The sequence below is a fragment of the Polynucleobacter sp. AP-Sanab-80-C2 genome (genome assembly GCF_035012965.1).
GTDB lineage: Bacteria > Pseudomonadota > Gammaproteobacteria > Burkholderiales > Burkholderiaceae > Polynucleobacter.
In genome coordinates this window covers 349,819-374,212 of the sequence record NZ_JAYGQS010000002.1, presented here as the reverse complement: position 1 = coordinate 374,212, position 24,394 = coordinate 349,819, and the positions used below count along the sequence as shown (strand labels likewise).

Annotated in this window: 19 protein-coding genes; 4 read left to right on the top strand and 15 right to left on the bottom strand. The window is 44.5% G+C overall.

Annotated features, from left to right (window positions below; all coding sequences use genetic code 11):
- Positions 1-58 precede the first annotated feature (58 nt).
- From VC178_RS05100 to dnaQ, 3 genes are read left to right on the top strand one after another with little or no spacing between them, the layout of a single operon-like run.
- On the top strand, positions 59-1,399 hold the full coding sequence (locus tag VC178_RS05100; protein WP_323481794.1) for an efflux RND transporter periplasmic adaptor subunit: 1,341 nt from the start codon (positions 59-61) through the stop codon (positions 1,397-1,399).
- On the top strand, positions 1,396-4,494 hold the full coding sequence (locus VC178_RS05095) for an efflux RND transporter permease subunit (protein ID WP_323481793.1): 3,099 nt from the start codon (positions 1,396-1,398) through the stop codon (positions 4,492-4,494). Before VC178_RS05100 ends, VC178_RS05095 begins: the two co-directional genes overlap by 4 nt.
- Positions 4,494-5,204 carry a DNA polymerase III subunit epsilon gene (gene dnaQ / locus VC178_RS05090; protein ID WP_323481792.1) on the top strand — a complete coding sequence of 237 codons (711 nt, stop codon included), beginning with the start codon at positions 4,494-4,496 and terminating at the stop codon, positions 5,202-5,204. The genes VC178_RS05095 and dnaQ overlap by 1 nt, the downstream gene beginning before the upstream one ends.
- Here dnaQ and VC178_RS05085 read toward each other — a convergent pair.
- The 5 genes from VC178_RS05085 to VC178_RS05065 form a co-directional block, all read right to left on the bottom strand.
- Complete coding sequence (locus VC178_RS05085; protein ID WP_323481791.1) at positions 5,201-7,264, bottom strand: tetratricopeptide repeat protein; 2,064 nt, start codon at positions 7,262-7,264, stop codon at positions 5,201-5,203. The two genes, dnaQ and VC178_RS05085, sit on opposite strands and share 4 nt — an antisense overlap.
- Positions 7,265-7,283: 19 nt before the next feature.
- The gene (locus VC178_RS05080; protein ID WP_323481790.1) at positions 7,284-8,375 is read right to left on the bottom strand and encodes a tartrate dehydrogenase; all 1,092 of its coding nucleotides are present in this window, start codon (positions 8,373-8,375) and stop codon (positions 7,284-7,286) included.
- A 75-nt stretch (positions 8,376-8,450) separates the two neighbouring features.
- A complete protein-coding gene (locus VC178_RS05075; RefSeq protein WP_323481789.1) occupies positions 8,451-9,113 on the bottom strand; it encodes a SprT family zinc-dependent metalloprotease in 663 nt (220 codons plus the stop codon).
- 167 nt (positions 9,114-9,280) lie between these two features.
- The gene (locus tag VC178_RS05070) at positions 9,281-10,258 is read right to left on the bottom strand and encodes a Bug family tripartite tricarboxylate transporter substrate binding protein (RefSeq protein ID WP_416350536.1); all 978 of its coding nucleotides are present in this window, start codon (positions 10,256-10,258) and stop codon (positions 9,281-9,283) included.
- Between the two features lie 30 nt (positions 10,259-10,288).
- Positions 10,289-11,410 carry an NADH:flavin oxidoreductase/NADH oxidase gene (locus VC178_RS05065; RefSeq protein ID WP_323481788.1) on the bottom strand — a complete coding sequence of 374 codons (1,122 nt, stop codon included), beginning with the start codon at positions 11,408-11,410 and terminating at the stop codon, positions 10,289-10,291.
- 161 nt (positions 11,411-11,571) lie between these two features.
- Here VC178_RS05065 and VC178_RS05060 point away from each other — a divergent pair, with 161 nt between their 5' ends.
- Positions 11,572-13,092, top strand: coding sequence for a CoA-acylating methylmalonate-semialdehyde dehydrogenase (locus tag VC178_RS05060; protein ID WP_323481787.1), 1,521 nt, complete (start codon positions 11,572-11,574; stop codon positions 13,090-13,092).
- A gap of 65 nt (positions 13,093-13,157) precedes the next feature.
- On the opposite strand, the gene VC178_RS05055 is transcribed toward VC178_RS05060, so the two are convergent.
- The 10 genes from VC178_RS05055 to nuoG all read right to left on the bottom strand — a co-directional run bounded on the left by VC178_RS05055 (position 13,158) and on the right by nuoG (position 24,375).
- A complete protein-coding gene (locus VC178_RS05055; RefSeq protein WP_323481786.1) occupies positions 13,158-13,643 on the bottom strand; it encodes a DUF1178 family protein in 486 nt (161 codons plus the stop codon).
- Positions 13,644-13,709: 66 nt separating this feature from the next.
- Entirely contained in the window at positions 13,710-14,309 is a 600-nt protein-coding gene (locus VC178_RS05050; protein WP_215296992.1) for an NUDIX domain-containing protein, read from the bottom strand.
- A gap of 132 nt (positions 14,310-14,441) precedes the next feature.
- The gene (gene nuoN, locus VC178_RS05045; RefSeq protein WP_323481785.1) at positions 14,442-15,941 is read right to left on the bottom strand and encodes an NADH-quinone oxidoreductase subunit NuoN; all 1,500 of its coding nucleotides are present in this window, start codon (positions 15,939-15,941) and stop codon (positions 14,442-14,444) included.
- Positions 15,942-15,951: 10 nt separating this feature from the next.
- Positions 15,952-17,418, bottom strand: coding sequence for an NADH-quinone oxidoreductase subunit M (locus VC178_RS05040; protein WP_323481784.1), 1,467 nt, complete (start codon positions 17,416-17,418; stop codon positions 15,952-15,954).
- A 24-nt stretch (positions 17,419-17,442) separates the two neighbouring features.
- Positions 17,443-19,497 (bottom strand): NADH-quinone oxidoreductase subunit L, encoded by a 2,055-nt coding sequence (nuoL, locus tag VC178_RS05035; protein ID WP_323481783.1) that lies wholly within the window; start codon positions 19,495-19,497, stop codon positions 17,443-17,445.
- A 2-nt stretch (positions 19,498-19,499) separates the two neighbouring features.
- Positions 19,500-19,808, bottom strand: a complete 309-nt coding sequence (nuoK, locus tag VC178_RS05030; RefSeq protein WP_215291988.1) for an NADH-quinone oxidoreductase subunit NuoK — start codon at positions 19,806-19,808, stop codon at positions 19,500-19,502.
- Positions 19,808-20,452: an NADH-quinone oxidoreductase subunit J gene (locus VC178_RS05025; protein WP_215296985.1), complete on the bottom strand. Its 645-nt coding sequence runs from the start codon at positions 20,450-20,452 to the stop codon at positions 19,808-19,810. The genes nuoK and VC178_RS05025 overlap by 1 nt, the downstream gene beginning before the upstream one ends.
- Before the next feature lie 21 nt (positions 20,453-20,473).
- Positions 20,474-20,965: an NADH-quinone oxidoreductase subunit NuoI gene (gene nuoI / locus VC178_RS05020; RefSeq protein ID WP_215296983.1), complete on the bottom strand. Its 492-nt coding sequence runs from the start codon at positions 20,963-20,965 to the stop codon at positions 20,474-20,476.
- An 11-nt stretch (positions 20,966-20,976) separates the two neighbouring features.
- Positions 20,977-22,050: an NADH-quinone oxidoreductase subunit NuoH gene (gene nuoH, locus VC178_RS05015; protein WP_215296982.1), complete on the bottom strand. Its 1,074-nt coding sequence runs from the start codon at positions 22,048-22,050 to the stop codon at positions 20,977-20,979.
- 9 nt (positions 22,051-22,059) lie between these two features.
- On the bottom strand, positions 22,060-24,375 hold the full coding sequence (gene nuoG, locus VC178_RS05010) for an NADH-quinone oxidoreductase subunit NuoG (protein WP_323481782.1): 2,316 nt from the start codon (positions 24,373-24,375) through the stop codon (positions 22,060-22,062).
- Positions 24,376-24,394 lie beyond the last annotated feature (19 nt).

Sequence of the window (24,394 nt, the reverse complement as noted above, 5' to 3'; positions counted from 1 at the left end):
AGGCATCATTTAGCCAGAAACCGCATTTAAACTACAAAAAACTTAGAAAAACGAGACTGTGTCAAAAATAGAATCTTCTCTCGATCAGTTAGTCGCCAAGTTAGGCCAGCTTAAAAATGTTGGCAAAGCCCGTATGTGTGCACTTTGGCAAAAACTATCGCCCATTACTGATAAGTTAAAGCTGCTCGATTTTGCTACTGTCAAATCCTTTGCGATTCGATACAAATGGCGGATCCTAATAGTCATCATCATTTTGTACGCAGGATCTAAAGCGTATGATTATTTCTTTCCACCTGCAGATAAAGCCGGTGGGCCGGTTACCGTAACCACGATTGTTGTTGAGAAAAAAGATGTGCCACTCATCATTGAGGCTACCGGCACTATCGTATCGAACAGTATTGTTGATATTCGACCAATGGTTACCAATACTGTTGCAAAAATCAACATTAAAGATGGTCAAGAGGTGAAGGCTGGCGACCTCCTATTTACCCTCGATGATCGGAACGATAAAGCTAACTACGAAAAGCTTAAAGCATTGGCTGACGATGCTCAAAAGCAATATTTACGTGCTAAAGAGTTAGTTGAGAAAAACTTTATTTCCAAAGCAGGGCTAGAAACTTCCCTAGCCAATGCTAAGTCTGCACAGGCCGCTGCCAAAGCAGCAGAAGTTCAACTCTCTTTTGATTACATTCGCTCACCAATTGATGGTCGTGCTGGTATTGTGAATGTATTCCCAGGATCCTTGGTACAAGCAAGTAACGTGGTTACCACTGCTACCAGCTCAACCGCCACTTCAAGCGTTGGTTCGATGGTGACCATTACTCAACTTAACCCAATCAATGTTCAGTTTGTTATCCCGGAAAAAGACATACCAACCCTGCTTGAAAATCAACTTGACGGTGAGCCGCTGAAAGTCCAAGTGACCGTAGGAGATTCTAGTAAGAAAGCTTATGAAGGTACGGTACTTGTTATAGATAACCAAGTGGATCCTTCTATTGCAGCGGTCCGCGTGAAAGCACAAATTCAAAACAATGCGATGACATTGCTTCCGGGTCAGTTTGCCCGTGTGTCTTTAGTTGCTAGTGACTTGAAAGATGCTTTATCAGTACCGTCTCAGGCTGTAGTAATTAATCCCCGCGGCAAGTTTGTTTTCACCTTAGACAAAGATGGCAAGGCCAGTATGGTCCCCATTAAAGTGGTTTACGAATATCTGGGTAATTCAGTCATCACCGGCATACAAGCGGGTGATAAAGTTGTTGTAGAGGGTAAGCAGAACTTACGACCAGGCGGCAAAACTCGCGAAGCAAAGTCAAACACCAAGGCTGAAGCTAAGACTGAAAAAAATGCCCCTGCTACCGCAAACCCTACAACTGCAAAAAGCACAACAGATAAAAAATGACGCTATCTGAGTTATGTATTCGGCGGCCCGTAATGACGGTGTTGCTTTCTGTAGCGACCGTTGTTGCTGGCACAATAGCTTATTTAAAGATTCCAGTAGCCGCCCTTCCTAGCTTTAACTCTCCCATTATTTCTGTCAGCGCTTCTCTCCCGGGAGCATCACCAGAGAACATGGCTGCTTCTGTTGCGTTACCACTGGAAAAAGAGTTTTCTACCATTGACGGTATTACTGTAATTAGCTCGACAAACTTTTTGGGTAGCACCAGTATTACGCTTGAATTTAATAATGATCGTGATATTGATAAGGCGGCAGTAGACGTCCAAGCCGCACTCTTGCGAGCACAGAAACGATTGCCGATTGAAATGACGATCCCACCGTCATATCGCAAGGTCAACCCTGCCGATACGCCAATTCTTGTAGTTCGCTTGAGCTCTCCATCAGTGAACCTTTCTGACCTCAATGCCTATGCAGAGAACTTGCTGTCACCCAATATCTCTACGATCAGCGGTGTAGCTCAAGTACTGGTCTACGGCGCAAAGCGCTATGCAGTTCGTGTTCGCGCTCATCCTGACGCCTTGGCGAATCGCAACTTAACAATGGATGACGTAGCAATTGCAATCAATAAAGCAAATGCCAATAGTCCAGTCGGTATTCTGGACGGTCCTCGTCAAGCAATTACGATTTATGCAAATCCTCAATTAGTTAGACCTGAAGAATTTGGCAACCTCATCATTAGCCAAAAAAATGGTTTACCGGTTTACTTGAAAGATATTGCTGAAGTTACTGAGAGTTACGAAGATGTTAAAACATTAGCAACTGCCAATGGTGAGCGCTCTATTGCAATCGCTATTTTGCGTCAACCCAGCGCAAATACCGTTGAAGTCGTCAAGTCTGTCAAGCAATTGCTGCCAGAACTCCAAAAACAAATGCCAGAGTCCATCAAATTACAGCTTTTAAATGATCGCTCTTTATCGATTATTGAGGCGATTCATGATGTGAACTACACCTTAGCCTTAACAGTGGCATTAGTGATACTAGTGATTTTCTTGTTCTTAAAACATGTATCAGCCACTGTCATTCCATCTATTAGTCTACCCATTTCGTTGATTGGTGCTTTTTTCTTACTGTATTTCTTAGGCTACAGCTTAGATAACATCTCTTTGTTAGGCATTACTTTGGCAGTTGGTTTGGTAGTTGACGATGCGATCGTTGTTCTTGAAAATATCATGCGCCATGTTGAAGAAGGCATGGATCCACTCAAAGCCTCCCTTAAAGGTAGTAAAGAAGTCGGCTTCACTATTATTTCGATTTCGATTTCATTGGTTGCGGTCTTTATTCCGCTCTTCTTTATGGCTGGTCCAATAGGCCTCCTCTTTAGAGAATTTGCTGTCGTAGTTTCCCTTTCAATCTTGGTATCGGCTATTGTTTCTCTGACAGTTGTACCAATGCTCTGCAGTCGTTTTTTGCCAAAGCCCGGGCAGCATGCTAAAGAATATGCAATTAATAAAAAGTTTGATCGCCTCTTTGACTGGATGCTCAAAACTTATATTCACTACTTAGACCTTGCTCTCAAGAATCGCAAAATAGTACTCTGGGGTGCAGTCTCTACATTTGTCATTACCGTTGTGCTGTTCATCAATAGCCCAAAGGGCTTCTTCCCCGAGGAAGATATCGGTCAAATTCAGGCGACTACCGAAGCTTCAGAAGATATATCCTTTAGAGCGATGCTGGAATTGCAGGATAAAGCTGCGGAACTTGTAAATAACGACCCTAACGTTGCCAGCTCGATCTCGGTTGTTGGTGGTGGCGCTAGTTCTGGAACCAATACAGGCCGTATCTTCATTATTTTAAAAGACAAGGCCAATCGCCAGAAGATGTCTAAGGTGATGGAAGGTCTACGTGCTAAATTTAGAGAGCTACCAGGTTTACAGGTTTACATGCGTCCTGTTCAGAACTTACAACTTGGCGGTAAAAATAGTAAATCTCGCTATCAATTCATTTTGCAAAGCGTTGGTTTTGAAGGCGTTAACGAGTGGGCAGACAAGCTCATGCAAAAAATGCGTGCTGATCCCACGTTCCGGGATGTGACTTCGGATTCACAACTCAAGGGCCTGAATGTCAAAATTGATATCAATCGCGAGAAGGCAGCTAGCGCTGGCGTTTCCATTTCTGATATTCGAACTGCGCTTTACTCTTCCTATGGCGAGAAGCAAGTTTCAACCATTTATACCCCTGTAAATACTTACTACGTCATTCTTGAGGCTTCTGAGGATGATCGTCAGTTTGAGACTGATCTAAATAAGATTTTTGTACGTGGTCGCGCAACAGATAAATTAATCCCTCTATCTAGCTTAGCAAGCTTCACGCGCACCATTGGTCCAACTGCGGTAAACCATCAGGGGCAAATTCCAGCGGTAACATTGTCATTTAATTTAGCTCCAGATATCTTTCTGGGTGACGCCACCAAGAAGATAGAGGAATACACCAAGCAAATTGACCTACCACCCTCCATCATCACGAGCTACGGCGGTGATGCCGCGGTCTTTAAGAGCAATCAATCTGGCCAGTTGATATTAATCTTTGCTGCTTTAGGTGTGATCTATATTCTTCTGGGTGTTCTCTATGAGAGCTATATTCACCCACTGACTATTTTGGCAGGCCTACCTTCAGCCGCAATTGGTGCAATTGTTTCATTGCGCTTATTCGGTTTTGAATTAACCATCGTTGCCTCGATTGGTATTTTGCTCTTAATTGGTATTGTTAAAAAGAATGCGATTTTGATGATTGACTTTGCTCTAGATGCCCAACGTAACCAAGGCATGACGCCTGAGAAAGCAATCCGTGAAGCCTGTATCTTGCGTTTCCGCCCAATCATGATGACAACTTTTGCTGCGTTGATGGGTGCTCTACCTATTGCATTTGGTATTGGTGCAGGTGCAGAGTTACGACAACCCTTAGGCATTAGCGTGGCAGGTGGGCTCATCTTCTCTCAGTTTGTAACTCTGATCATTACACCCGTGATTTATCTCTATCTAGATAAATATGCAGGTAATGGTCCCATGGAAATTCCACCATCCGTTCTTGAGGGAACCTAATGCGTCAAGTGATTTTAGACACTGAAACTACTGGTTTAAATCCAGCAACTGGTGATCGCATTATTGAAATTGGCTGCGTTGAAGTTATCGACCGTCGCTTGACGGATCGCACCTTCCATTATTACGTCAACCCTGAGCGAGATATTGATGCGGGAGCTTTTGCCGTTCACGGCCTCTCTAGGGAATTTCTATCTGACAAGCCATTATTTGGCAGTATTGTTGAACAGTTGATTGAATTTGTAGATGGTGCTGAGATTGTGATTCATAACGCAGCCTTTGACTTGGGATTTCTGGACAATGAATTTGCACTTCTCAAGAGACCACCATTTCGTGGCCTAGCCTCTAAGATTATTGATACTTTGCTAGATGCACGGCAAATGTTTCCGGGTAAACGAAACTCTCTAGATGCCTTATGTGATCGCTTCTCAATCAGTAACGAACATCGTACTCTGCATGGAGCGTTATTAGATGCTCAGCTGTTAGCTGAAGTCTATATCGCAATGACTCGAGGTCAGGAAGACCTCTCCATTGACTTAATCGATTACACAGTAGGCGCTGACTCAACCGGCCATACAAAAGCACTGCCAACAAGCTTAAAATTAATGCTAGCTAATAGTGAAGACTTGGAACAGCATGAAAAGATTTTGGCTGAGATCGCTAAATCAAGCAAAAAAGACCCCGTTTGGAGTGCTATGAATGTTAGCAACTAAGACTTCTGCTCAAGAAAGTCCGTGTAAAGTTTTTCTAAATCTCTCACATATTCTTTGGTATTAAACAAAGGGGCTGTTAAGCGATTAGCCTCATGTTTCATGCGTAAATCTTTTATTAGTTGCGGTTGAGTAGCAAGCTCTAGAGCTTTTGCATAATACTCTTCTGGGGTATTCACAATCAATTCAGGCATACCTAATGCAGACAGCTGACTAGCTGCTATTCTGCCTGCAAAGGTCTGACCTAGCTGCGTTAAGACAGGCACACCAGCCCATAAAGCATCGGCAGCAGTGCTATGGGCATTAAAAAACGGTGTATCTAAAAATAGATCAGCTAAGCGCAGTCTACTTAAATGATCCTTCCTTGCTGGAACACGATGCGCGAATATCAATCTCGCAGGATCAATATCTAACTTTGCAGCACTTTCACGTAAATTTTTAATAGCTAATTCCGATGGCGTTGATAACCACAATACGCTACTTGTGACTTGTTTAAGTAACTTCATCCACAACTCAAAAACTTGCGGGGTGATCTTATAAGAATTGTTAAAACTAGAGAATATAAAACCTTCCGATGGTAGCCCCTGACTTTCCCTTGTAGGAAGGGATCCAAATTCCTCGAGCGAGACTAAAGTATCCACAGGGAAAAAAGAATGTGGCATGTAGGCAAGCTTTTCGGTAAAACAGTCTTGAATGGTCGGTGGAATTGCTACTTTGTCAGCTATTAAATAGTCATAAAAATTAGCCCCTGACGTTCCAGCAAAACCAAGGTAGTTAACTTGAACTGGGGCAATTTTTCTTGCGAACAAGCTAGTTTTAGCTCCTGCCGTGTGACCATTAAGATCGACAGCAATATCAAGATCATGCTCAGCAATCAATTGATGAGCATCAACATCATGAATGCCAAACAAATCAATAGACTTATCAAAAGATTGCTTAAGCCTATTTTCTAAAGCATCTCCTAATTTGTTATTTAGAAAATATCCGTAAATTTTAAAACTTGAGCGATCATGGAGTTTGATTAAATTCTCTATCAATATTCCAACAGGATGCTCTTTGAAATCAGTTGAAAAATAACCTATCCTGATTTTTTTTCCAGCAGCTCGGGGTTTTACTGGTTGGCTAGCAGGATTTATATACGAAATACGCTCGCGAATATAAATTTGGGCAGCTTGTTTCTGTAGCTGAGGAGACGCTGGTGTTTGAAGCAATATAAATGGAGGAACGACAGATTTATTTTCAGATACTGCCTTGAGCGCGTCTGTAATCAGCGCACCATTTTTCTCCCAACTGCAATGGGTAGCCAGTGAATTGATCAATTGTCCAATCAAGAATGGAATCTTAGGCTTTAGTTCGTAGGCTTTAGAGTAATTCTCTAGGGCCAACTCTCCCTGCTTCATCTCAGTTAGGGAGTTTGCCTTATTAAACCAAGCCTCCGCATAATTGGGATCACATGCTAAAGATTGATCATGTGCCTTACAGGCCTCCTCAAAATTACCCAAATCAAATAAAGCATTGCCATAGTTAGACCAAGCTTCAGCATAACCTGAATTTAATTGAAGGGCTTTCTCAAAGCATTCAATCGCTTCAGCAGGGTAGCCTTGGTCTGCATATAGGTTACCTCGATTGGACCATGCTAGAAAATAGTTTGGGTCCAACTGAATTGCTTTGTCAAAAGCAACTGCCGCCTTTTCATATTGCCTCTGTTTACTATACCCAGTACCCAGATCAGTTAGTACCTGTGGTCTATTGGGTGTAACTTGATTAAGCTTTTCAAATGTTTTAGTTGATGCATCATAGAGTTCAGATTGATGCTGGGCCTTCGCTAGATTGGTAAGTAGCTCAGGATTTTTAGGGTCTAATGCTGAAGCTCTAGTAAAGGGCTCTACAGACTCTGCTACTCGCCCTTGCATTGCCATGCATAGGCCTTGAACTTGAAGAGCTACGATATCTTTAGAATTAATGCGCAATATTGAGCGCGCTATTCTCTCTGCAGACTCAAGCCGCTGGCTTTGAAACTCCAGCATCATTTGCTGTAGTAATGGCGCGTAGGGCTGAGCCATGGCTTAATTCATCAAGCAATTAAATTGCTGCAGCAATCGCTTTACCAAGATCATCCGTTTTAGCAGTACCCCCAAGATCAGGGGTTAATGGTGCATGGCCTGGGCCTGCTGATAAGACTTTTTCGATGGCGTTAAAAATCGCCTTACCCGCCTCTGGATATCCCAGGTGATCGAGCATCATTGCACCGCTCCAAATTTGCCCAATGGGATTGGCAATCATCTTCCCGTAAATATCGGGGGCTGAACCATGTACCGGCTCAAATAGTGACGGAAACTTGCCTTCTGGATTAATACTTCCCGATGGAGCTACCGCAATAGTGCCAGTACACGCAGGGCCTAAATCTGACAAGATGTCTCCGAATAAATTACTAGCAACAACTACATCAAAACGATCAGGATTCATTACGAAGTGCGCTGCCAAGATATCGATATGGTACTTATCCGTTCTTACATCAGAAAACTTTTTAGACATCGACTCTACGCGCTCATCCCAATAAGGCATCGTAATCGCAATACCATTTGATTTAGTAGCTGAAGTGAGGTGTTTCTTAGGACGACTCTGGGCTAAATCATAGGCATATTGCAAAATACGATCAACGCCCTGTCTTGTAAAGACCGATTCTTGAATCACAAACTCGCGGTCAGTATCTGGAAACATTTTTCCACCAACGCTGGAATACTCTCCCTCCGTGTTCTCACGTACTACGAAGAAATCAATATCACCTGGTTTACGATTTGCAAGCGGGCAAGGTACTCCGGGCAATAGACGTACTGGACGTAAATTGACATATTGATCAAATCCGCGACGGAACTGAATCAAGCTACCCCACAATGACACATGATCCGGCAAAATATCAGGCATACCCACTGCGCCAAAGAAAATAGCGTCATACTTCATTAGGGTATCAAACCAATCATCCGGCATCATCTTGCCGTGCTTGAGGTAGTAATCGCAGCTTGCAAAATCAAAGTGATCGAACTGCATACCAATACCAAATTTACGATTGGCAGCCTCCAGCGCACGCACACCCTCCGGAATAACCTCTTTACCAATTCCATCGCCTGGGATTACTGCAATTTTAGGATTCTTAAATATTTTTTTGGCGTTCATTTGTTAGTAGTCTCAAGTAATGATTGTTGGCCAAATAATTGGCATAAAACCTTAATTTTACCCACTTATCTATCACTAGCTAATAGCGCGACGGATCTCATCAGGCGGGGCTTTGCCACCCTTGCCGACAGAATCACTGTCGTAATCACTGGTATTTTCAATTGTTTCAGGAGCATCCTCTAGCATCCGAATATTGTCTTTTGGGCAGATAGGCGCACCATAACTGGCCCATTTTTTTAATAATGTGACCTCGTAACCACATTGACCACATTTCGCTTTGCTACGACTGGCATTGCTAGGTCTTGGTGGTGGAAAAACGATAGCCTGATGAGGATACGGACCGAGCTCCTGGCTAATCATCATGAGTTTGACGGTGAGTTCTTCAGTGGCATGAGCCATTCTGGCAGGACCCTCAAGGCCAACGGTTTGCGCAATGCCCTTGAAATCTTCTCCATGTCCACTGAAACAATCATCTACTGCATGACAGAGCTCGTGCACCAAGGTATCTAGCAGTTGAACTGGATCATCAATCTTAGGAGAAATAAAAATCTCATTGACTCCTCCACCAGATCGCTCACGCGGCCAACATTGCCCTAAAGTCGTTCTGGGGCTACTAGATGCAGGAAAACCACAAGAAACTCTGACAGGAGGAATAGCATAACCGGCTTTAGAAAATACTGGCTCAAGATGTCTCACGGCATCTTCCAACCATGCTTCACGAACAGAATGTTGCTTCATTTATATAAAGATTTAGATTAAGAAAAAAGGTAAACGACGATTATGCGCCACCAACAATAGAATGGGCGGAAGGTCTGAAAAGGGTAAGCACATCACAAGTTACCCAATCCTCTTCATTACCTGATCCCGGATCCTAAGCACGAGATCAGGCTTCATTTATTAAAGATTTAGTCCAAGGTGATATTCGCTGACTTAATGACTTTGCTCCAATAAGGCAATTCTTTCTTTACCAAAGCTTCAGTTTGAGCTGGAGTGAGATAACGTAATTCCACACCTGCTGCATCCGCACGCTCTTTCACTTCAGGCAGCACTAAGCTTTTTTTGACAGAATCAGTGAGCTTTGTCACGATTGGAGCAGGAGTTCCAGCAGGGGCAAATAATGCAACCCATGATTCCAACTGAAATGATGGTAAACCAGCTTCGGCAGTCGTTGGAACATTAGGCATACCAGGGTGACGATTCTTACCAGTTACCGCTAAGCCCTTCAACTTGCCGCTCTGAACGTGTTGCATGACTGACGGTGGCGTAGAGATAAATACCTGCACCTGCCCTGCTAATACATCCTGAATCGCTGGACCAGAGCCCTTATAGGGAACGTGAACCATATCAATACCAGTAGTTTGCTTAAACATTTCAGTACCAATATGAGAAACAGAACCGTTACCTTGTGAGGCGTAATTGAGCTTACCTGGATTGGCTTTTGCGTAGGCAATGAATTCTTTCAAATTATTGACTGGTACTGAAGGGTGAACTGCGATCACATTGGTCGACACAGTCAGTAAAGCAATTGGTGAAAAATCCTTAACAGGATCCCAGGGCAATTTATCCATCAAGGCTGGATTACCAACGTGATAACCAGAGTATGAAATTAATAATGTGTAGCCATCTGGTTTTGCATTGGCCACGTATTGATAGGCAATGTTTCCACTGGCACCTGGTTTATTGTCCACCACAACAGTTTGACCAATCACTCTTGTAAGCGGCTCACTGAGTAAGCGGGCAGAGGTATCAACCAAACCACCTGGAGGATTTGGTACGACCAAGGTGATTGCCCTATCGGGATAGGATTGCGCGCTAGCAATACTGGTAGCCGCCATAAAACTGAAGATTGCCAATACTTTTTTTGTAAGAGTGTATGTGTTCATGTCTATCTCCTGATCATTTCTTGAATAAGCTTATCTCTGGCCTACCTTAACGTTACCAAAAACTGCTTGAGCCTCTCGTGGTAAACAACGCCAATAACGCTCATTCGCATTCACTGTGCCTTCTAGAGCTGCTGCAGCTTCCCAGCCCCATCGCGGTTTGTATAAAAAAGCCCGAGCCAAGGCAATAAAATCAGCATCACCAGCTTGCAAAATAGCTTCGGCTTGATGAGGGTCAGTGATTAGACCAACCGTCATGGTTGGTAAACCAGATTGATCTTTGACAATCTTTGCAAAAGGCACTTGATAGTTTGGTCCTAAGGCAATTTTTTGTTTAGGCGAAATTCCACCTGAAGAAATATGAACAAAGTCACAACCCAAAGGTTTGAGTTGCTTTGCAAAGTTCGCAGTCTCTTCAGGAGTCCAGCCGCCCTCCACCCAGTCACTGGCTGAAATACGAATACCCAATACACCTGAATAGGCAGCTCTTACTGCTGCAAACAATTCCAAGGGAAAACGGATGCGATTCTCAAAAGAGCCACCGTATTCATCGGTTCGTTGATTGGCAATCGGCGATAAAAATTGATGGAGTAAATAACCATGGGCACCATGGAGCTCAATCCCATCAAGGCCTATGCGATCTGCGCGTTTAGCCGCAATCACAAATGCATCAATTAATTCTTTAAGCTCTGTTTTTGAGAGTTCGTGCGGCAAACGCTCGCCCTCTAGCTGAGGGATCGCTGAAGGAGCTACCGTTTCCCAGCCACCCTGACCAACTGGCAATAGCTGACCACCATGCCAAGGTGTTGCACTCGAGGCTTTGCGGCCAGCATGAGCTAACTGAATAAACACTGGGGTTGCTGGGGCCAATTGACGTGCACGACTCAGCTTGTCTTTTAGAGCTGCTTCAGTGTGGTCATCCCACAATCCCAAACAGGCCGGGGTAATCCTAGCCTCTGGAGTAACCGCTGTTGCTTCAATAATAAATAATGCTGCCCCGCTATTGAGCAGGTTACCCCAATGCATTAAATGCCAATCTGTTGCCTCGCCATTAGAGGCTGAGTATTGGCACATGGGGGCGACAACAATGCGATTGGCCAGCGCTAAGGGTCCACGCGGAGAATGAAGGGTATAGCTTGAAAACAGCAGGCTCATAAAGGTGTCTTAAAGGTCGAAAAATGGGTCAAAATACTAAAAATGCCTTAAAGCGATAGAATACTAAAAACCAGAATATACGAGACAGCAAAGTCGCGCAGGCTAACCTAGCATCCGGCTTTTCTACCCTGAAAAACTATCCAAACCAAGCAAAAAATACTATGAATGCACCCCAAGCCTTTGAATCTAAAGAAGATATCGGCCACTTTGTTGGCGGCTCTATTGTTAATCCTAAAGATGGTCGTTTTGCGGATGTCTATAACCCAGCAAAGGGTTCAGTTGCTCGCAAGGTTGCATTAGCTAGTCGTAAGGAGGTAGACGCTGCCGTTGCCGTTGCCCAAAAGGCTTTTGTTTCATGGAGTCAAACTAGCCCACTGCGTCGCGCTCGCATCCTTTTTAAGTATCTTGATCTGCTCAACACTCACCGAGATGAATTAGCAGCCATCATTACCGCTGAACACGGCAAAGTATTCACAGATGCTCAAGGTGAAGTCACCCGTGGGATTGAGATCGTGGAATTTGCTACTGGGATTCCAGAACTCCTCAAAGGTGAATACACCGAACAGGTTTCAACTGATATTGATAACTGGGTCATGCGCCAACCTTTAGGAGTTGTCGCTGGTATTACACCATTTAACTTCCCGGTCATGGTCCCGATGTGGATGTTCCCGGTTGCGATTGCTTGCGGTAATACCTTCATCCTGAAGCCAAGTCCAACAGACCCTTCCGCATCTTTGCTCATGGCGAAGTTACTAAAAGAAGCAGGTCTTCCTGATGGTGTATTTAACGTGATTCAGGGTGACAAGGAAGCGGTTGATGCCTTGATCGAAAATCCTGACGTACAAGCCATCAGTTTTGTTGGCTCGACACCCATTGCGAACTATATTTATGAGCGTTGCGCCCACTTTGGCAAACGTTCACAAGCATTAGGTGGTGCCAAGAACCATATGGTGATCATGCCTGATGCTGATATTGATAAAGCCATTGATGCTTTGGTAGGCGCAGCATACGGATCCGCTGGTGAACGCTGCATGGCAATCTCTGTTGCTGTTTTAGTTGGTGATGCTGCTGAGAAGATTATGCCTAAGCTAATTGAGCGCACCAAGACACTCAAAGTGAAAAATGGTATGGAGCTTGATGCTGAGATGGGTCCTATCGTTACTAAAGCCGCTTTAGAGCGCATCACTGGTTATATTGCTAGTGGCGTTGCATCTGGAGCCAAACTACTTGTAGACGGTCGTGGACTCAAAGTTCCCGGCAATGAAAATGGCTTCTTCTTGGGCGGCACCTTATTTGATAACGTGACCCCCGATATGAAAATATACCTCGAGGAAATCTTTGGGCCAGTTCTCTCTTGCTTGCGTGTGGCCAATTTCACTGAGGCGCTAAACCTCGTCAATTCTTGTGAATTTGGTAACGGTGTTGCTTGTTTCACTAGCGATGGCAATATCGCCCGTGAATTTGCTCGACGCGTGCAAGTTGGCATGGTTGGTATCAATGTGCCTATTCCTGTACCCATGGCTTGGCACGGTTTTGGTGGCTGGAAAAAATCTCTGTTTGGCGATATGCATGCCTATGGCAAAGAAGGTGTTCGCTTTTACACCAAGCAAAAGAGTGTCATGCAGCGCTGGCCTGAAAGTATTGCCAAGGGCGCAGAGTTTGTCATGCCGACCTCAAAATAAGCACTCATCAATCCAAATAAAAATAGCGATCTCGGATCGCTATTTTTTATATTGCAGCCAAGAAATTACTGCAGGGTATTTTTGAAAGCCGGCATTAAAGGAACGGCTAAGACCTCAATACCCTCTTCCCTTAAAGACTCAGCCTCATCTAGGGTAGTTTGTCCACGGATGCTCCGCTCCGGTGACTCTTTGTAGTGGATCTTCCTAGCTTCTTCAGCAAACGAAGTGCCAACGTCTTCAGATTTACCCATCAAATCACGCATCCCCTTCAAAAAGGCAGCCTGAACCTGGGCCTCCAGATGGGAATGATCATTTCCAGTTAAGGCAACCACGTCGCCGCTGGTAGAGCCAATATTCTCATTGGGAGTAGTTAGCGCTGTGGAGGTGGTCTTTGCAATGTGAGGTGCAGAAGGCATACGCGTGATTTCAGGGCTATCACAAACTGGACAGGCGAGCATACCCCTATCCTGCTGAGCAAGACAATCGTCCTCTGAGGCAAACCATCCCTCAAAGCGATGATCCAAGGGGCAAGCGAGGTTGTAGACTTTCATAAGACCTATATAGGGGCAAAATTACCAAAATCAATAGGTCTTATTTTAATAGGATTTGAAAATGACCTATTCAATAGGCCTAGGGCTAATCAAGCCACGGCGATAACGATCCAGCCAATAGGTCGAAATCGTGGTTTTAACGTCTGTAATCTCGCCCTCTTCCACCCAAGCAAGTAATTGCTCTAAAGGCGCCGCAAAGACGTCTAAAAACTCTTCATCATCTAATTTGCTCTTACCGGGAACTAAGTCTTCCGCTAAATAGATATCAATGAATTCTGTTGAATACGAAATGACTGGATGAATGCGGCGAATGTAACTCCATTTTCTGGCGGTATAGCCAGTCTCTTCTTCTAACTCTCGTTTTGCGCACAAGAGATGATCCTCACCAATTTCTAATTTTCCAGCTGGGATTTCAATACAAGCTTTTGCAATAGGGTACCGGTACTGGCGCTCAAGCAGAACCCTACCATCCTCTAATAATGCAAGGACTGCCACTGCACCAGGATGCGTTAAATACTCTCGAGCTGCTAACTCACCATCTGGTAGACGCACTTGGTCTCGTTTCATATTTAAAAAGATGCCGCCATAGATATCTTCGCCAGAAATTCGATCTTCGCGTAAATGCTCATCACCTACAGGTAGGTCTTTGAATGATTTTTCGGTCATGGAGAATCTTTCAATGGGTTCAATCAATAATTAAGCAATCGTACAAAGGCCTTATGTCATTCAAATGTCATACGAGCTACCTAAAACAAGAAAGGCCCCCATGGGAGCCTTTAATTCATCCAGCAAATGAAATTATGAGCCCAATAAAGTTCGGCGCATTGCATCTAAGCAAACACTCATCAATCCGGCAGGAATAATACCGATTAATAATACCAAGATCGTGTTCAGACTCAATAATCCCTTGGCAAATCCAGAGCCTGAGACTGTAACTTCGTGAGATGGTTCATCAAAGTACATGACTTTTACCACTCTCAAGTAATAGAAAGCACCGATCAAAGAGGCCATTACGGCAATGACAGCCAAGAAGGTATGCTCAGCATCCACCAAGGCTTCTAGTATGCCCAATTTAGCTGCAAAACCAACTGTAGGCGGAATACCTGCCAATGAGAACATCATGACTAAGCCAATAAAGGCAAACCAAGGATGTTGCTTATTTAAACCTTTGAGCCCTTCTAAGGTCTCAGAGTCATATCCTTTGCGCGAGAGCGCCATCAAGAGACCGAAGGTACCCAAGGTAGTCAAAACATACGTAATGGCGTAAAACATCGATGCACTAAAGGCATGATCATCAAACACCGACAACATGCCAAGCAGTACAAAACCCATCTGCGCAATCGCTGAGTAAGCCAGCATACGTTTCACGTTAGTCTGAGCAATCGCAGTCACATTGCCAACAACTAAGGATAGAACAGCCAACAGCACTAACATTGGCTGCCAGTCGCCCATCAACGGCAATAAGGTATTAATCAATAAACGGAATAACAATGCAAATGCCGCTAACTTAGGGGCCGCAGCAATCATGAGGGTAACTGCAGTAGGCGCACCTTGATAAACATCAGGAACCCACATGTGGAAAGGTACAACGCCTAACTTGAATGCCAAACCAGAAACAATAAATACCAGACCAAAAGCCATGACTAAGTGGTTAACGCGAGGGTCAGCAACTGTTTTGAAAATCTCAATTAAATCTAGAGAACCCGTCACGCCATACAGCATGGACATACCGTACAGAAGAAAGCCTGAAGCAAGAGCTCCTAGGATGAAATACTTAATACCAGCCTCTACACTCTTCTCACTAGTATGGCGCATCGCGACCAAGGCGTACATCGGCAAAGCCATGAGCTCGAGACCAAGATAAAGGGTTAAGAGATTCGCGCCTGAGATTAATACCAGTTGACCCAATAGAGCCAACAGCACCAGCACAATAAAGTCTGGACGGAATAAAGCACGATCCGATAAATATTGCTTGGAATAAATCAAGCTCACTAATACGGCCACACAAGAACATGCTTTGAGCAGATTTGACAAAGGGTCGGACTGGAATAAGCCGTTCATTGCCACTAAAGACACGTCACCCAAACGACCCACAAAAGCAAAAATCAAATAAATCAGCAGAATTAAAGAGAAGAAATAAACAAAACCTACACCACGGGGTGTATGGAAAATATCTTGCTCAACTCCAGGGGTTGAAGTGACTGTTTCGCGAACATAAACACTGGCTACCAGCAATATGCAGGTAGCAATTAGTAAAACGAGTTCCGGCAGGATAGCGTATAGGTCGAATGCTTGCATTTGCTTTTACTCAGAGTTTGCTAACAGCAACATGCTGCAGCAGATTGATTACGGCTGGATGAATGATGTCGGTAAATGGTTTTGGATATACACCCATTCCAATCACACAGATCGTCAATACAGTCATCATGAAATATTCACGGGTATTGAGATCTTTGAGTGTCTCAACATGTACGTTGTTGATAGTGCCAAAAAATACGCGTTTGACCATCCACAATGAATAGGCAGCTCCAAGGATCAATGCAGTTGCTGCTAAGACACCGATCACAAAGTCGTAATCAACTGCAGCCAATATCACCATGAATTCACCAACGAAGCCTGATGTAGCTGGTAATCCGCAGTTAGCCATGCCCATCAAAACTGCAAAAGCAGTAAAAGCCGGCATACGGTGTACTACGCCACCGTAATCTGCAATTTGACGGGTATGCATCCGGTCATATAAAACACCAATAGACAGGAACATCGCACCAGCCACAAAACCGTGTGAAATCATTTGCACGATGCCACCCTCAATACCTAATGGGCTAAAGAGGAAGAAGCCGAGAGTAACAAATCCCATATGAGCCACAGATGAATAAGCAACCAGCTTTTTCATATCTTTTTGAACTAAGGCCACTGCGCCGACATAAATCACAGCTACCAAGGAGAGGAATATCACAAAGGGGCTAAGATATTGACTTGCATCTGGCGCTATTGGCAGTGAGAAACGAAGGAAGCCATAAGCCCCGAGTTTCAGCATGATTGCAGCCAACACTACAGAACCACCAGTAGGTGCCTCCACGTGAACGTCTGGTAACCAGGTATGCAGTGGCCACATGGGCACTTTCACTGCAAAGGCCATGAAGAATGCAAAGAACAGTAAGATTTGTTCAACGATATCAAGCCGAGCATTTTGCCAAACCAAAATATCAAAGCTATTGGTGACGTTATAAAGATAAAGCATGGCTACTAAGGTCAATAAGGAGCCAAGCAAGGTGTATAAGAAAAACTTGAAAGCCGCATAGATCCGGTTCTGACCACCCCACACACCAATGATGATGTACATCGGAATCAAGGTTGCTTCAAAGAAGACATAAAACAATAAGGCATCAAGCGCACAGAAAACACCAATCATCAATCCCGATAGGATCATGAACGAAGCCATGTACTGTGAAACCTTAGTATCAATAACCTCCCAAGCAGCGATCACGACAAAAATATTGATGAAGGCAGTCAGTACGATGAACCAAACGGAAATACCATCGATACCAAGGAAATAATTAATGTCATAGCGCGGAATCCAGCTGATCTTCTCTACAAACTGCATCCCTGGATTGGCAATATCAAAATTAATAATCAAGGGAAGAGTTGCAATAAATCCAACAATAGAACCGATGAGGGCTAACCACCGTACTCCAGCAGACGGCTTCTCAGACCCATAAAACAAAATAATGAGTCCAAAAACAATTGGGGTCCAAATGGTGTAAGAAAGAATCATAGTGGCTACTTAAGTAACAAAGGCCTATCGAACAAAAGGCAGGTAAGCATACAAAACCCAAGCTAGCAATACCGCAAGGCCTGCAATCATTGCAAACGCATAGTGGTAAACATAACCGGATTGCAAATGACGAATCACGCCAGCAAAGCGCCCTACTGTATGGGCGCTGCCGTTCACAAAAAAGCCATCTATAACCTTTTGATCGCCGCGATGCCACAAGACACTACCAATCCAAATCAGACCTTTAGCAAATACAGCTTGGTTTAAATCATCTAAATAGTATTTGTTATCAAATAATTTTTTGAGTGGAGCAAATATTTGCGCAACAACTGCAGGCAACTTCGGAGCCCAGAGATAACCAATGGCAGCCGTTAAAACGCCAAGCACTACTAGACCTAATACAGGAGAAGTAAATGCATGTATTGCCATGGCGATTGGGCCATGGAATTCATCTTCAAGTTCTTTCATCACTGGGTGGCGAGCCAAATCAATGAAGATGGAATCGCCAAAAAAGGTGCCAAACAATAATGGGCTAATAGTGTAGAAACCAATAATCACGGATGGAATAGCCAACAGAATCAAAGGCAAGGTCACTACTAAAGGAGATTCATGCGGCTTCTCACCTGGGGATAATCCGTGATGAGCGTGATCATCACCCTGCTCTGCATGATCGTGATGGTGATCATGTGAATCAGCATGACCCCAACGTGCTTTGCCATGGAAAACCCAGAAATACAAACGGAAGGAATATAAAGCCGTAACGAATACACTTGCCATAACTGCAAAGTAAGCAAACCCTGAACCAGGAATATGGCTTGCAGCAACCGCTTCAATGATGGAATCTTTAGAATAGAAACCAGAGAAGAATGGTGTGCCGATTAAAGCCAAATTACCCAATAGCATCATCAGGCAAGTAACAGGCATATATTTCCAAAGACCGCCCATCTTGCGCATATCTTGCTCATGGTGCATGCCCAAGATAACGCTACCAGCAGCAAGGAACAACAGGGCCTTAAAAAAAGCATGCGTCATTAAGTGGAAGATAGCAACTGGATATGCAGATAGACCTAAAGCTACCGTCATGTAACCCAATTGCGATAATGTGGAATACGCCACAACGCGCTTGATATCGTTTTGCACAATCCCCAAGAAACCCATAAAAAGCGCGGTAATAGAGCCGATAACCAAAATGAAGCTCAAGGCAACATCGGAGAGCTCAAATAATGGTGACATGCGTGAGACCATGAAGATGCCAGCAGTTACCATGGTTGCAGCATGAATCAAAGCAGAAATTGGGGTTGGGCCTTCCATGGAATCAGGTAGCCAGACATGCAATGGGAACTGAGCTGATTTACCCATAGCGCCGATGAATAAGCAAATACAAGCAACCGTTAGCAGATTCCAGCCGGTACCAGGCAATGTTTGCGCAGCTAAGGCAGTATTTTGCGCGAAGATCACGTCATATTGCATGGAGCCTGTGCTGGCTAGTAATAGCCCAATGCCGAGAATAAAGCCAAAGTCGCCTACGCGATTCACCAAGAAAGCCTTCATATTGGCAAAGACCGCTGATTGACGCTCAAAGTAGAAGCCAATCAAGAGATAAGACACAACACCTACGGCTTCCCAACCAAAGAAGAGTTGCAAGAGGTTATTACTCATTACCAACATCAACATGGCAAAAGTAAACAAGGAAATGTAAGAGAAGAAGCGGTTGTAGCCCTCTTCGCCTTGCATATAGCCAATGGTGTAGATATGGACCATTAAGGACACAAAGGTCACCACGCACATCATGGTTGCCGACAAAGGATCGATTAGAAAGCCAATATCTAAATTGAGTTCACCTAATTGCATCCAGCGATAGACGGTGCCGTTGAAGTAGAAACCATCCATGACTTGCGACAAAACATTACATGACAGAATGAAAGCAATCGTTACGCCTAAAATAGTGACGAACTGACTTGCGCCGCGACCAATGCGATTACCACCTAACTTGGTGCCAAAGAAGCCGGCAATGATTGAACCCACTAAAGGAGCCAATGGAATTGCGCAGAGCACGGGAATATTTAGGGTCAATTGCATGACTAGCCTTTGAGGTGGTCAAGGTCTTCGGCATTAATGGTGTCAACCTTACGGAAGAGCACAACCAGAATTGCCAAACCGATAGCCGCTTCAGCAGCTGCTACAGTCAGAATAAAGAATACGAATACTTGACCTGCCATATCACCCAAATAATGCGAGAAGGCAACAAAGTTCATGTTGACCGCAAGCAACATCAATTCAATAGCCATTAACAGCACGATCACGTTCTTGCGGTTCAGGAAAATTCCGATAACACTAGTTGCGAATAAGATCGCACCCAGTACCAAGTAGTGCGCTAGAGTGATATTCATTACTTCCCTCCTCTAACGTCTTGTTTTGCTGCCATGTCTGAACCCATTTTGACAATGCGCATGCGATCTGCAGCAACCACATTCACTTGCTCATGAATATTCTGCGACTTGGAGTCTTTACGATTACGGAGAGTCAAGGCAACTGCCGCAATAATGGCTACCAACAAGATCACACCGGCAACTTCGAAGGCGTAGACATAGTCACCAAAGATCAGCATACCCAATGCTTGGGTATTATTGGCCATGACTTCTTCAGGCATTGGCTGCACAGGTGCATTAGTGCCAATGAAGCTGCGAATAATGACGATTGATAACTCAAGCACAATCACTGCACCCATTAAGAAAGCGACCGGCAGATATTTCTTAAAGTCACGGCGTAAATGCTCCAGATCAAGGTCGAGCATCATCACAACGAACAGGAACAAGACCATCACCGCCCCAACATAGACCAAGATCAAAGCCAAGCTTAAGAATTCAGCTTTGAGCAACATCCAAAGACCAGAAGCACAGAAGAAGGCCAATACTAAAAACAGAGCGGCATGCACTGGGTTACGCGCTGTAATCACGCGCAATGCAGAAATAACCAATAGGCCTGCAAAGCCATAGAAGAAAACAGCAAATAAAGTGGAGGGATCGAATGTCATAGTGATAGGTGCTCGATTCGATTAGCGATAGGGTGCGTCAATAGCGCGGTTAGCGGCAATGTCTTTTTCATACTTATCGCCCACAGCCAAGAGCATTTCTTTCGTGAAATACAGATCACCCCGTTTGTCACCGAAATATTCAAAGATATTGGTTTCGACAATAGCATCTACAGGGCAAGCCTCTTCACAGAAGCCGCAGAAAATACATTTCGTTAAATCGATGTCATAACGAGAAGTACGACGAGTACCGTCATCACGCTCTGCTGTCTCAATAGTGATGGCGTATGCCGGGCATACTGCTTCACAGAGTTTGCAACCGATACAACGCTCTTCTCCATTTTCATAACGACGCAATGCGTGTAAGCCACGGAAACGCGGTGATAAAGGCGTCTTTTCTTCTGGGTATTGAATAGTAATTTTGGGCTTAAAGAGATAACGACCAGTAATTGACATGCCAGTCAAGATGTCTTTGAGCATCAAGCTGTCAAGGAATTGGGAAATTTTCTTAAACATGATTGATCAACTTATTTCCAAATATTCCATGGGGATACAACCCACGCGCCGATAACAACCACCCAAAATACTGAGATGGGAATAAAGATCTTCCAGCCCAAACGCATAATCTGGTCATAACGATAGCGAGGTAATGTCGCACGCAACCAAATAACGCAAGACAGCAAGAAGAAAGTTTTGCCGAACAACCAGAAGAATCCTGGGATATCACGCAAGATAGGCAAATCAACGATTGGCAACCAACCACCTAAAAACATAATGGATGCTACTGCTGCAATCAAAATCATATTGGCATATTCAGCCAAGAAGAACATGGCAAATGACATACCGGAATACTCAACCATATGTCCAGCAACGATCTCAGACTCCCCTTCAACCACGTCAAACGGATGACGATTCGTTTCAGCAACGCCAGAGATAAAGTAGATCAAGAACATGGGCAACAATGGCAACCAGTTCCAAGAGAGAAAATTCAAGCCTAGGCTCGCAAAATAGCCCTGCTCTTGCGAAGCTACGATAGTGCTCAAGTTCAAAGAGCCTGAAGTTAGCAATACTGTCACTAAGGCAAAGCCCATGGCGATTTCATATGAAATCATTTGCGCAGATGCGCGCATGGCACCAAGGAATGGATACTTGGAGTTTGAAGACCAACCAGCCAGAATCACACCATAAACACCAATCGATGAGATTGCCATAATGTAAAGCAAGCCAGCATTGACGTCGGCTAAGACCATCTTGGCTTGAAATGGAATCACTGCCCAGGCAGCAAACGCCGGCATGATCACCATAATTGGCGCAATGAAATACAGCACCTTACTAGCTTGTGCAGGAGCAATAATCTCCTTCATCAAGAGTTTTAATGCATCAGCGATTGGCTGTAACAAACCTAAAGGTCCAACCCGGTTAGGTCCAATACGAATATGCATCCAACCAATTAACTTACGTTCCCAAAGCGTCAAGTAAGCGACGCAAGCAAACATGGGCAAAACGATAATCACAATTCGGACCAAGGCCCAAATGAGTGGCCACAAGGAACCAAAAATAGCTTCCCCTTGGGTGGTAATGAGGTTCAAGAAATCATTCATCTCGACCCTCTACACCTTACTAACTGTTAAAGGACCGAACATGGATCCCAATCGTGTGCTCGCCACGGTGCCTGCAGAAATTCTGACGGCACCAGGGGCTAAATTCAATTCTAGTGTCGCTGGCAAATCAATGGATTGGCTACCCTGAGTGACGCGAACAACATCCCCCTCTTTCAGGCTGAATTCTGAGAAGAGTGCTTGCCCTAAACCAACTTGATTGGCACGTTTTGCATCACGGGTTAATTGCAGTGCAGATGAACGACGCACAATTTGATCGCCAGCATAGATATTGATATCTGTTACACGCTCAAGACCATTGGATGGTGCTAAGCTGCCATTAACTACTGTATTGATAGTATTTTGATTGCTCAAACGGGTGCAATAGTGATCACCTAATGCCTCTCCTAAAACTTCCTCTGGCAAATTAAAGAGGAAGCCATCTAAACTCAAGAGACCGCCAAGTACACGCAAGACCTTCCATGCTGGACGGGAGTCACCTAAAGGTTTAACAGATGGTTGAACCGTCTGAGCCCTACCTTCTGCGTTAACAAATGTAGAAACGGTCTCTGTATATGGAGTAATTGGCAGAATGACATCAGCTAATTCTAATAAGTCTGCTGATTTATAGGCAGTCATGGCAATCACAGTATTGGCTTTAGCCAAAGCTACTCTAGCCTGTTCGGGATTAGGCAAATCAATGTCCGGTTCGAGATTCATCAAGATCACGGCACGACGATCGCCTGACAATACAGATTCAACACCTGCACCATTGGCCTTAACTAAAGATGCGCCAACCGCATTTCCGCCAACCGGCAAGAAACCAAGGGTTGCGCCAGTTTGCTGAGCAATAAATTGTGACAAGACATGCAAATCAGAAGCTTGAGGATGGGCAATAGCGGCTGATCCAATCAATACCGCTGCTTTAGCACCAGATAGCAAGCTGTCAGCAATCTTTTGTGCATGAGCTGAAACTGGAACATTTGGAGTGCCATCTGGAGTGGAGACTGACTTGGCTTTAGCAACTGCCAAAGCTACTTCACTTAATATATTTAGCCATGCGCTTGGAGCAGCAGCAATGCCAGTAGCTGAAATGAGCCAATCATCACCACCGGAGTCAATCCGAGATAACTGCAGTCCACGCTTAGATGCAGTGCGCAAACGCGCAGCAAGTACTGGTTGATCTTTTCTTAAGAAGCTGCCAATGACCAAAGCGCGATCAAGTTCGCTTAAGTGAGCAACCGGCATACCCAACCAAGGAGCAGATGCTGCACCATGAATATCAGTCTGACGTAAACGGGTTTCAATTTGATCGGAGCCGAGGCCGCGCACAATCTTTTGCAAGAGATGCAATTCTTCTGCGCTGGAGATTGGATGGGCTAATGCGCCAATAGACTGAGCACCACTTTCAGCAGAAATCGTCTTCAAAGAATGGGCAACGTAATCCAAAGCAGATTGCCAATCAGTTTCTAACCACTGACCACCCTGCTTGACCATGGGTGTAGTGATACGATCTTGGCTATTTAAGCCTTCATAGGAAAAGCGGTCACGGTCGCTAATCCAGCATTCATTAATCGCCTCATTCTCCAAAGCAACCACTCGCATGACTTTATTAGCTTTAGTTTGTACTGTTGTATTGGCACCCAGGCTATCGTGTGGACTTACTGAACGCTTGCGACCCAGTTCCCAAGTTCGGGCTTCATAACGGAATGGTTTGCTAGTGAGTGCGCCTACTGGGCACAAATCAATCATGTTTCCAGATAACTCTGAATCTACTGTTTGCCCTAGGAATGTCGAGATCTCAGAATGCTCACCACGGTTAATCATGCCCAATTCCATGACGCCAGCAACTTCTTGCCCAAAGCGCACGCAACGGGTGCAGTGAATACAACGACTCATCTCTTGCATCGAAATCAAGGGGCCAACATTTTTATGAAATACAACCCGCTTCTCTTCGTCATAACGTGAGTTCGATTTACCGTAGCCCACTGCCAAGTCTTGTAATTGGCACTCACCACCTTGATCGCAAATGGGGCAATCGAGTGGGTGGTTAATCAGCAAGAACTCCATCACTGAGCGCTGTGCTTCTACTGCCTTTGCAGAATAAGTAAACACCTTCATACCTTGGGTTACTGGTGTAGCGCAAGCAGGTAATGGTTTTGGTGCTTTCTCAACTTCCACTAAGCACATACGGCAGTTAGCAGCTATGGATAACTTCTTGTGATAGCAAAAATGAGGTACGTAGCTACCCAGCTTGTTCGCAGCGTGCATCACCATCGAACCTTGCGGAACTTCTACTGTCTTACCATCTAATTCGATTTCTACCATGCTCACTTTAAGATGTCCC

Coding starts and splice junctions, on each gene's coding strand:
- VC178_RS05050 (WP_215296992.1), bottom strand. CDS start 14,309: ATGACCGAAAAATCATTCAAAGACCTACCTGTAGGTGATGAGCATTTA.
- VC178_RS05060 (WP_323481787.1), top strand. CDS start 11,572: ATGAATGCACCCCAAGCCTTTGAATCTAAAGAAGATATCGGCCACTTT.
- nuoG (WP_323481782.1), bottom strand. CDS start 24,375: ATGGTAGAAATCGAATTAGATGGTAAGACAGTAGAAGTTCCGCAAGGT.
- nuoL (WP_323481783.1), bottom strand. CDS start 19,497: ATGCAATTGACCCTAAATATTCCCGTGCTCTGCGCAATTCCATTGGCT.
- VC178_RS05070 (WP_416350536.1), bottom strand. CDS start 10,258: ATGAACACATACACTCTTACAAAAAAAGTATTGGCAATCTTCAGTTTT.
- VC178_RS05065 (WP_323481788.1), bottom strand. CDS start 11,410: ATGAGCCTGCTGTTTTCAAGCTATACCCTTCATTCTCCGCGTGGACCC.
- VC178_RS05055 (WP_323481786.1), bottom strand. CDS start 13,643: ATGAAAGTCTACAACCTCGCTTGCCCCTTGGATCATCGCTTTGAGGGA.
- VC178_RS05040 (WP_323481784.1), bottom strand. CDS start 17,418: ATGATTCTTTCTTACACCATTTGGACCCCAATTGTTTTTGGACTCATT.
- VC178_RS05025 (WP_215296985.1), bottom strand. CDS start 20,452: ATGACATTCGATCCCTCCACTTTATTTGCTGTTTTCTTCTATGGCTTT.
- VC178_RS05085 (WP_323481791.1), bottom strand. CDS start 7,264: ATGGCTCAGCCCTACGCGCCATTACTACAGCAAATGATGCTGGAGTTT.
- VC178_RS05080 (WP_323481790.1), bottom strand. CDS start 8,375: ATGAACGCCAAAAAAATATTTAAGAATCCTAAAATTGCAGTAATCCCA.
- VC178_RS05075 (WP_323481789.1), bottom strand. CDS start 9,113: ATGAAGCAACATTCTGTTCGTGAAGCATGGTTGGAAGATGCCGTGAGA.
- nuoK (WP_215291988.1), bottom strand. CDS start 19,808: ATGAATATCACTCTAGCGCACTACTTGGTACTGGGTGCGATCTTATTC.
- VC178_RS05095 (WP_323481793.1), top strand. CDS start 1,396: ATGACGCTATCTGAGTTATGTATTCGGCGGCCCGTAATGACGGTGTTG.
- nuoH (WP_215296982.1), bottom strand. CDS start 22,050: ATGAATGATTTCTTGAACCTCATTACCACCCAAGGGGAAGCTATTTTT.
- dnaQ (WP_323481792.1), top strand. CDS start 4,494: ATGCGTCAAGTGATTTTAGACACTGAAACTACTGGTTTAAATCCAGCA.
- nuoI (WP_215296983.1), bottom strand. CDS start 20,965: ATGTTTAAGAAAATTTCCCAATTCCTTGACAGCTTGATGCTCAAAGAC.
- nuoN (WP_323481785.1), bottom strand. CDS start 15,941: ATGCAAGCATTCGACCTATACGCTATCCTGCCGGAACTCGTTTTACTA.